Annotated in this window: 7 protein-coding genes; 6 read left to right on the top strand and 1 reads right to left on the bottom strand. The window is 73.8% G+C overall.

Going from position 1 to position 6,321, the window contains the following annotated elements; all coding sequences use genetic code 11:
• Positions 1-120 precede the first annotated feature (120 nt).
• Positions 121-984, top strand: a complete 864-nt coding sequence (locus C464_RS13440; RefSeq protein WP_006114295.1) for an endonuclease V — start codon at positions 121-123, stop codon at positions 982-984.
• Positions 985-1,072: 88 nt separating this feature from the next.
• Complete coding sequence (locus C464_RS13435; protein WP_004596496.1) at positions 1,073-1,345, top strand: DUF7385 family protein; 273 nt, start codon at positions 1,073-1,075, stop codon at positions 1,343-1,345.
• Positions 1,346-1,412: 67 nt separating this feature from the next.
• Here C464_RS13435 and C464_RS13430 read toward each other — a convergent pair whose 3' ends face one another.
• Complete coding sequence (locus C464_RS13430; protein WP_006114294.1) at positions 1,413-2,822, bottom strand: MBL fold metallo-hydrolase; 1,410 nt, start codon at positions 2,820-2,822, stop codon at positions 1,413-1,415.
• A gap of 111 nt (positions 2,823-2,933) precedes the next feature.
• Here C464_RS13430 and C464_RS13425 point away from each other — a divergent pair, with 111 nt between their 5' ends.
• The 4 genes from C464_RS13425 to C464_RS13410 all read left to right on the top strand — a co-directional run bounded on the left by C464_RS13425 (position 2,934) and on the right by C464_RS13410 (position 5,984).
• Positions 2,934-3,701 carry a nucleotide-binding protein gene (locus tag C464_RS13425; RefSeq protein WP_006114293.1) on the top strand — a complete coding sequence of 256 codons (768 nt, stop codon included), beginning with the start codon at positions 2,934-2,936 and terminating at the stop codon, positions 3,699-3,701.
• Entirely contained in the window at positions 3,698-4,420 is a 723-nt protein-coding gene (locus C464_RS13420) for a hypothetical protein (RefSeq protein WP_006114292.1), read from the top strand. The genes C464_RS13425 and C464_RS13420 overlap by 4 nt, the downstream gene beginning before the upstream one ends.
• A gap of 85 nt (positions 4,421-4,505) precedes the next feature.
• Complete coding sequence (locus tag C464_RS13415) at positions 4,506-5,222, top strand: DUF7344 domain-containing protein (RefSeq protein ID WP_006114291.1); 717 nt, start codon at positions 4,506-4,508, stop codon at positions 5,220-5,222.
• 132 nt (positions 5,223-5,354) lie between these two features.
• Positions 5,355-5,984, top strand: a complete 630-nt coding sequence (locus C464_RS13410; protein ID WP_006114290.1) for a hypothetical protein — start codon at positions 5,355-5,357, stop codon at positions 5,982-5,984.
• Positions 5,985-6,321 lie beyond the last annotated feature (337 nt).

Below are 6,321 nucleotides of genomic sequence, written 5' to 3'. Positions count from 1 at the left end.
GTTCGGCAAGCGCAACGAGGGGCTCGCCCGCTCCGCGGGCGGCATGGGCGGCGTCTCGATGGGCGGCGCGCGCGGTCCGCGCGGTCCGGGCGGCCCCGGCGGACCGGGCGGCCGGTTCTGATGGACCTCGCGCGGCCGGACCTCCGGCCCGACCCGTCGCTGTCGACGGCCGAGATGGAAACCCTCCAACGCGAGATCGCCGCGGCCGCGACGTTCGAGGACGACCACGCGCTCAGCCCGGCCGCCGTCGCGGTCGAGGAGGCCGCCTCGCTCGCGGACGGGCTGCCGCCGGCGCGCGGCGACGCGGTCGCGAACGAGACGCTCCCCGGGACGGGCGACACGGAGGACGGAACCGACCCCCCGACGGTCGTCGGCGTCGACCAAGCGTTCCTCACCGATCGAGAGGGCGACCGTCCCGACGCCGCCGTCTCCGCCGTGGTCGCGCTCCGCGGCGGGACCGTGGTCGAGTACGCGAGCGCGACGACGCCGCTGTCGATCCCGTACGTTCCCGGCCTGCTCGCGTTCCGAGAGGGCGAGCCGATTCTGGCCGCGCTCGACGCGCTCGACGCCGATCCCGACCTGCTCGTCTGCGACGGCTCCGGCCGGATCCACTTCCGGGAGGCCGGGCTCGCGACGCACGTCGGCGTCCTCCGCGACGTGCCGAGCGTCGGCGTCGCGAAGAGCCTCCTCTGCGGCGAGCCCGACGAGTCGACCGACGAGCGCCCCGCGGGCTGGCGGACACCGATCCGCGCGGACGACGCGGTGCCGACCGCCGAGCCGGGAACGGTGATCGGCCACGCGTTCCAGTCGCGCCAGTACCCGAACAGCAAGCGGGTGAACCCCCTCTACGTGAGCCCGGGCCACCGCGTGTCGGCGGAAACCGCGGTCGACCTCGTCGCGGCGCTTTGCGCGGGCTACAAGCTCCCGGAGCCGACGCGGCTCGCGGACGCGCACGCGGACCGGGCGAAGCGCGACGCGGAGTGAGTGCGGAGGCCGTCAACCGCTGCGAGTTCCGTGACACCTGTTGCCACGGGCGGGCGGTTTTTAGACGGTCGCCCCCGAACGCGAAGGCATGGGAGACGACGACGCCGAGAGTCCGATGTCCGCCGAGGAGTTCCGGTCGCTGACCGACGGGCTGGTGCGGCAGAGTTCGGGCGGCGGCACGACCGTCTACAAGAATGCCGCGGGGGTCGGCTGTCCGAACCCCGACTGCGACCGCGGGGTGTTCCAGACGCTGTTCGTCAGCGACCACGGCTGGCAGCAGATCGGCGCGACCCGCGACGGGATCGACCTCTGTCTGGTCAACACGGAGTCGAAGCGGCTCGTCTTCATCCACGACGAGTGAGCGTCGCGGCTCGAGTCCGGCGACGCTGGCGACGCCGGCGGCGACGGGGAGCGCGGCGCGGCGGCTGTCAGTCGTCGTCCGCGGCGGAGTCGGCGTCCGGGCCGGCCGCACAGCGGTTCGGGCCGAGCTCCAGTTCGATGGCCGCGGTCTCGTCCGGCGGCGACTCGACGCCGCGGTTGGCCGCGATCACCGACTCGTAGTTCGGCGGTTTCTCCGGGAGCGTGCCGGTGATCCGGTCGACGAAGGCGTCCGCGTCGAGGTCGAGGACCCTCATCTCGCGGCGCGCGGTCCCGATTGTCGTGGCGACCGGCGCGCCGGGTTCGACCTCGCCGGTCGTCCCGTCGTTCGCGACCGCGAAGTGACCCGGGCAGACGACGACGTCGTCCGGCTGCGCGAGCAGCGTCCCGTGGAGCGAGTCGTACAGCTGCCGGGCCGCGCCCGCCGCGCCCGCGTCGGCGGCGTCTCCGGCCTCCCCGGCGTCTCCGCCGTCCCCGTCCCCGGCGTCGTCGCCGTCGTCGCCGGCCGAGAACTGGAGCTCCGTCCGACCCACGCTGTCGGTGAAGAGCGTGTCGCCGGTGAGGACCGCGGCGTCGCCGACGAGGTAGCTCGCGCCGTCGTCGGTGTGGCCCGGCGTCGCGAGCGCCTTCAGGTCGACGCCGCCGACGTCGAGCGTCTCGTTGCGCCCGATCGGGTCGAAGTCGGAAGCCACGTCGCGGGCGGCGGCCGCCGCGGGCAGGTAGTACGGGACGCCGAGGTCGTCCGCGAGCGCCCGGCCGCCGGAGAGGTGGTCCGCGTGGACGTGCGTGTCGAGGACGGCCGCGATCGACGCGCCGCGTTCGGCGGCCGCCTCGACCCACTCGTCGCCGTGTCTGGAGACGTCGACGGCGACGGCGACGCGGTCGGAGCCGTCGGAATCAGCGACGGCGACGCGGTCGGAGCCGTCGGAATCAGCGACGGCGACGCGGTCGGAGCCGTCTCCGGCGTCGGACCGGTCGGCCGGGACGTGGTCCGCGTCGCCCGGCTCGCGCCCGCCGACCACGAGGTAGCCCAGACACCCCTTCGCGCGGCGCTGGACCTGAACGACGTCGAGCGGCGGGGCGGCGTCGCCAGCGGCGGTCGCGTCGCCGAGCGGGACCGCGGTCCGGTCGTACACCGCGGACCAGCCGCGCATCCCCTCGGCGACGACGGTCACGTCCTCGTACCCCGCGGCGTCGAGTTCGGCGGCGAAGTCGTCGGAGGCCTTCCCCTTCGCGCAGAGCGTGACCACGCTGTCGTCGGGCGAGAGGCCCGTCTCGCGCACGAAGTCGTCGACGTCGAACTCGTGGAACGGCTTGTAGAAGTAGTGGATCGCGTCCGCCACGCGCCACCCCGCGAAGCTCTCCTCGGGCCGCGTGTCGACCACGGCGAAGGACCGGTCGCCGCGCCGACGCGCGTCGATCATGTCGCGGAACTCGTCGGCGGATATCGTCTCGGCCATGGTACTCCTATCGCGCCGCGGGATCAAAAGCGCTGTCGCCGGCACGGTCGGGAGACGAAGCGGGCGACCGCGATGAAGAGGATTTATTCGGACCGCCGGGCGAGCGGGCGTATGGTCGAGGCGTTCGCGGTCGCCAGCGGGAAGGGCGGCACCGGCAAGACGACGAGCACGCTCGCGCTCGGGATGGCGCTCGCGGCCGACCACGACGTGACGGTCGTGGACGCCGACACCGGGATGGCGAACCTCCTCTTTCACGCCGGGCTCGACGACGCGGCGGTCACGCTCCACGACCTGCTCGTCGCGGGGACCGCGACGGACGTCGCCGAGGCGACCTACGAGCGGTTCGGGCTCTCGGTCGTCCCCTGCGGCACCTCGCTCGCGGGCTTCGAGGCCGCGGAGCCCGAGCGGCTCCGCGACGTGGTGGCGGAGCTGGCGCGCGACACCGACGTGCTCCTGCTCGACTCGCCGGCCGCGCTGGGCTCGAAGTCCGCCGTGCTGCCGGTCGTGCTCGCGGACCGCGTCGTGGTCGTCGTCGAGCCGACGATCCCCGCGCTCTCGGACGGACTGAAGGTCCAGGAGTACGCGCGCTCGTACGGCACGGAGACGGCCGGCGTGCTGTTCAACAAGGTCCGGAGGGAGGCGGACGACGTCGCCGCGCAGGCGGAGCGCCACTTCGGTGGCCCCGTCCTCGCCAACGTCCCCGAGAGCGACGCCGTCCGCGCGGCCCGCCGGGCCGGCGAGCCGCTGCTCGCGCACGCCCCGGAGAGCGAGGCCGCCGCGCGCTACCGGCGGGCCGCCGACCGACTCGACGTCCGGGACGGCGACGGCGACGCGGTCGCCGACCGGTTCCGCAGCGCGGTCGTCCCCGATACGCCATGAGCGGGAGCCCGGAAGGCGACGAGGCCGGGGAGCCGCCGACGCTCACCATCCCGCGGGGGACGCTCCTCCGCTCGCGGGTGGTCTCGGACGTCGGAACGACGCTGTCGCGCGCGCTCGACCGCGGGCTCACCGGTTACGCGACGCTCGTTCCACAGGAGACGCTGCTGCTCTCGGGCGAGGCCAAGGGCGTCCTCACCTTCGAGGACGGCGTGCCCGTGTTGGCGTACAACACCGTGACGGACAGCGGCGGGCCGGACGCGCTCGCGGAGCTCGCGGTCCCCGGCCCGTACCGCGTCGAACTGTACGCCGTCGACCCGAGCGGGCTGGCGGCGGCCCACGGGGAGGAGGCGCTGCGCGTCGCGCCCGACGCGGCCGCGACCGAGCTGGCAGACGACGCCGCGCTCGCGGACCGGACCCGGGAGGCGGCCCCGGCGGACCGACTGCGGGACGACGCCGACGAGGACGACGCCGTCGCCGCCTTCCTCGCCGACGACGACCGGATCGACGCGATCCGCGAGCAGGCGCGGTCCGAGGCCCGCGACCGCGCCGCCGAGTGGGGGCTCGACGACGCGCTCGACGACCCGAGCGAGCCGGACGGGAGCGACGCCGCCGCCGCGACGGGGACCACAGAGCGCGCGACGGACGAGCCGGACGGGGACGACCGCCTCCGTGATTCCGGGGACCACACCCCGCCGCTCGACCGGGACTCGAGCGGGTAAGCGGACGAACGAGCGAATTCGACGCGCGTTCGAAACACCGGAGACGCCGGTAATTTTTTGAACACTGACTGTGCGAATATATCACATGTCATCCGGTGGAAACGTCGAGGCGGAGAAACGAGCGGCGGGGGAACGCGAGGGACCGTCCGACCCCGCGGGGTCGTCGGAGGGCGGAGCCCCGGGCGCGACGGACGGCGACGCCGCGGTCGACGGCAGCGGCGTGGCGGCCGACGACGGGGTACTGGACGACGGCGCACCGAACGACGACCGGGTCGACGCGAACGAGCTCTTGGAACTGCTCGGCAACCGGCGGCGGCGGCTGCTGTGGCGGCACCTCCAAACGGAGAACGCGGAGTCGGCCCTCTCCGACGCGTCGCGGCGGATCGCGGCGTGGGAGAACGACGTCGACCCCGCGGACGTCGACTACGACCAGCGAAAGAGCGTGTACACGTCGCTGCGGCAGTTTCACTGCCCGAAGATGGCCGACGCCGGGCTCGTCGAGTTCGACGACCGCGACGGGACGGTGCGGCTGACCTCCGACCTCCCGGACGAACTCGTCTTGGAGATCGAACCGGACGCGGAGAACGTCGGGCGGACCGCCGTCGGGGCGCTCGCGCTGGCGACGGGGGTCGTCCTCGGCTCGTGGGCCGCCGGGCTCCCGGTGTTCGGCCCGCTCTCGTTCGGCGGCGTCGCGTTCGCCGTCGCCTCCGCCGTCGTCGCTGCGGGCGTCGTGTACGCGGCCGCCGCGCGCTCGGAACACGGCGTCTCGCTCGGCGACGCGCTGGCCCGCGTCGACCGCTGACCGAACGGTTATTCCGGCTCGGCCCGTCCGATCGGTATCACAGTCCTCCGACTGCTGCGGCTGACGACGGCCACCGACTTCGCGAGCTGGTACGCCGCCGGCCGCGCGTACACGACCGGCGTCGCCGAGGGGATGGGTTTCTCCGGCGTCGACGGCCTCGACGGCGACCGGGTCGAGCGCCGCCTCCGGACGGCCCCCGACGAGCTGACGCCGGACGAGGCCCGCTCGGTCGCGGCGACGCTGCTGGCCGACGGCGCGTTCTCGGAGCCGTACTGCGAGTGGCTGCCGACTTGGTACGAGCTCGCGCTGATCGCGCCGGTCCGGTACTGCGACTGGCGGCTGCGACGAGTCGCCGGCGCGGTCGCCGACCGGGCGTCCGTGACCGCGACCGCGCCGCGGTTCTCGCGACCGACCGACGTCCGGATAGACGGCGCGCCGGCGCTGTCGTGCGTCGCCGGCTTCCGCGAGCGGTTCCTCCTCGCCGACTCGCTGCTCCACCTGGAGTGGTTCGACCACGTCGCCGAGGCCGACGGTATCGAGGTGCCCGACGGCCTCGTCGCCCGGACGCGCGAGCAGTCGCTGTCGTTCTACGGCGGCGACCGCGACCGCCTCTCGCCCGACGTGCGGCGGTTCCAGCGGCACCTCTTCGCCGACGACCGCTGGGTCCGCCGCGTCGACGAGGCGTACGACCTCGACAGCGCGCTGTTCGGCGTGTGGGAGCGGCTGCTGCGCGACGAGCGGCGGCGACTCGGCGGGGACTGAGAGCGAGGCGATTCCGGACCGCTACCGCCGCGGTGTTGTTACAACCTCTGTAACAGACCACCGAGTCTGATCGCGAAACGGCAGATAAGTATAGACGGGGCTGGCCGCTACGAGAGTACACGAACCACGGTTCGGTTCGCTGTCCCCCACCTTTGGCCCTCACTTCGCCCGCGGTCGCGGCGCGTACTCCGCGGCCCGTTTCCACCCGCGTCTTCCTCGACCACCGGCTGGTCCGTCTGCGTCTCTACCGGGCCGCCGACCGGTCCGCCCCAACCGGTCGCTCGGCGCGTTCGAGACGCCTGTCGTCGTCCGCTCGGCGGCCGTGTAATAAAATGAG

The sequence above is a fragment of the Halorubrum coriense DSM 10284 genome (genome assembly GCF_000337035.1).
Taxonomy (GTDB): domain Archaea; phylum Halobacteriota; class Halobacteria; order Halobacteriales; family Haloferacaceae; genus Halorubrum; species Halorubrum coriense.
The sequence above is the reverse complement of the archived record's forward strand: the minus strand, read 5'-3'. Positions and strand labels throughout refer to the sequence as shown.